Annotated in this window: 2 protein-coding genes and 1 pseudogene; all 3 read left to right on the top strand. The window is 51.5% G+C overall.

Annotation, left to right across the window (positions count from 1 at the left end; translation table 11 throughout):
• Positions 1-308: TrbC/VirB2 family protein (locus PsW74_RS22995; protein WP_082830688.1), on the top strand; the 308-nt coding region annotated here is incomplete at its 5' end.
• 6 nt (positions 309-314) lie between these two features.
• Positions 315-638: a hypothetical protein gene (locus tag PsW74_RS22990; RefSeq protein ID WP_063289859.1), complete on the top strand. Its 324-nt coding sequence runs from the start codon at positions 315-317 to the stop codon at positions 636-638.
• A pseudogene (locus tag PsW74_RS29010) lies at positions 635-2,068 on the top strand (type IV secretion system protein B4); the annotation flags it as partial. The gene PsW74_RS22990 and the pseudogene PsW74_RS29010, both read left to right, overlap by 4 nt.

Below are 2,068 nucleotides of genomic sequence, written 5' to 3'. Positions count from 1 at the left end.
CTCGAAATTCCAAGACGCTCCTCACCCGTGAGGTCAAACTCTTTCTCTTCGCTGTTCTGCTCTTGAACCCTGCTTCTGCCTTCGCTGCTGCAGATTGGGCTGCACCTGCTGTTGACGTATTCGAAAGCCTTGAAAGCGGCATGGTCAAGATCGGCACTGTCACCGTTGGTATTGGTCTTGTTGGTTATGGCGTTTGGTCGGCAATTATGGGTGAGATGCGCTGGCAGAAGATGTTGCATTACGTTCTTGGAGCTATTTTGATCGTCGCTGCTCCGACGGCCATTCGCACCCTTGTAAATCTAGGATAAGAGCGGATGCGAGTGCAGAACGGCGTTTACCGGCATCTTCAATCTCCCCCGACAATCTTTGGCATGCCACCAATGTTCGCAGCGCTTGCGCTCGGCGGAGTGTTCTTCGTCGGGATCATCTTGACCACGGTGATTGATGCTCCGCTGGTGATGCTGCTCTGCATTTTCTCCATTCCTGCTGCACTGGCGTACACGATTACGCTTCGGCGTAAGGACGCTCATTGTGAGGCAACGCTTTTGCTGCCTCACACCTTCTTCAAAGGCAAGAAAGAGCGCCGCCTAGTAGCTGGCGGCTCTACGGCTAAGGCTAAAAAAGGCAAGGGTAAATGAGCATCATTCTTTCAACTGTAGCAACATTGGGCGTTGCTGGTGGCGCAGCCATGTACGCCAACAAACTGCTGCGGGCCAATGATGGCGGTGAGTTTGAGCAAGACTGGCTCGCAGATGAGCTGGACTTTGATCATCTGCTGGAAGACCGTTCAACCGTAGTCATGAAAGATGGCACGCTGTTTCGCGTGTTTCGGATGCGCGGCATGTCTTACGACACCATGAGTTTTTCCGAACTGACTTCGCTTGCCAACCAGCGCACCAATATTCTGCATCAAATCGGAGCAACTGGATGTACTTTCCGATTTGTAGCCGTCAAGCGACTTAAAGATATCTCGTTTGATGCTGATTGGCCCTCCCCAGCTCTGCGCGAGATCGGGGATGCCGAAAAAGAGCTTTATAAGCGTGCCTACACCATGCACTGGTTTGTGGTGGTTGAGGCCAAGACTTATGAGAGCCTGAGCAAGAACAGCAAAACGTTGCTCTCTGGTTTTGAGACCTACCAGATTGAGGTGCTTGAAGCGGCAGCAAACCTCACTGACCACTGTGAGTTGACTGCGTTCCTGACCTATCTTGTATGCGGCGAGATGCCGAACAATATTACGCGGGTAAGTCGGTCAATTAACGCAAACCTGCCCGTTTGTGATCTCATTATCAATAAAGACGGGACTGTCTTAACCCAATCTCCTCTCAAGCATCTTCATAAGACAATAGGTGTTCATGAATACCCTGACAGCGTGTCAGGCATGATGATTTCCAAAGTGCTCGCATTACCTGCTGAGCTGGAAGTCACTCAGATTTGCATTCCGCTCAACACCGAAAAAACCATTCTTGAATACACGCGCAAAAAGGCCGAACAGCTCAACAGCTTCCTTACTTCACCTTCTATGCTCGCTGAACTCAGTGAGGCTACCGAAGCGCTGACCAACAACTCCAACGCGATGTTTCAAACTCAGCTGCAGTTCACTGTTCGGGCCAGATCCGAAGAGGAGCTGAATGAGGTTCTGGACCAGATCTCAGCCATCTTGAACACGCGCCGTGTCAAGCATTCTGTTGAAACCGCACCAGCTGCAAACAGCTGGTTCAATCGTATTCCTGGACGAAACAAGTTGGTCAGGAAACTGCGATTGATGGACTACAACATCGCCGCGCTATGGCCGTTCCAATATTCTCCAGAAGGCATGTACTCCTCGCCATTTGGTGATCGCCCGCTTCGTTTGTTCAAGACGCCATCGGGACAGAACTACTCCTTCCAGTTCCATATTGCAGACAAGCCTCAGGCTGCGGGGCACTACCTGATCTTTGCACCCACTGGTACAGGTAAGTCCACGCTGATCATGCACCTTCTTGGCGGGATCGCCAAGTTTGCAGGGGTGCGCAATTACGTCTTTGACAGTCTGGAAGGGGCGCGGTTCATGACTGAGGTCATGGGC

The organism is Pseudovibrio sp. W74 (assembly GCF_001623085.1).
Classification (GTDB): domain Bacteria; phylum Pseudomonadota; class Alphaproteobacteria; order Rhizobiales; family Stappiaceae; genus Pseudovibrio.
This window is presented reverse-complemented; position numbering and strand designations above follow the sequence as displayed.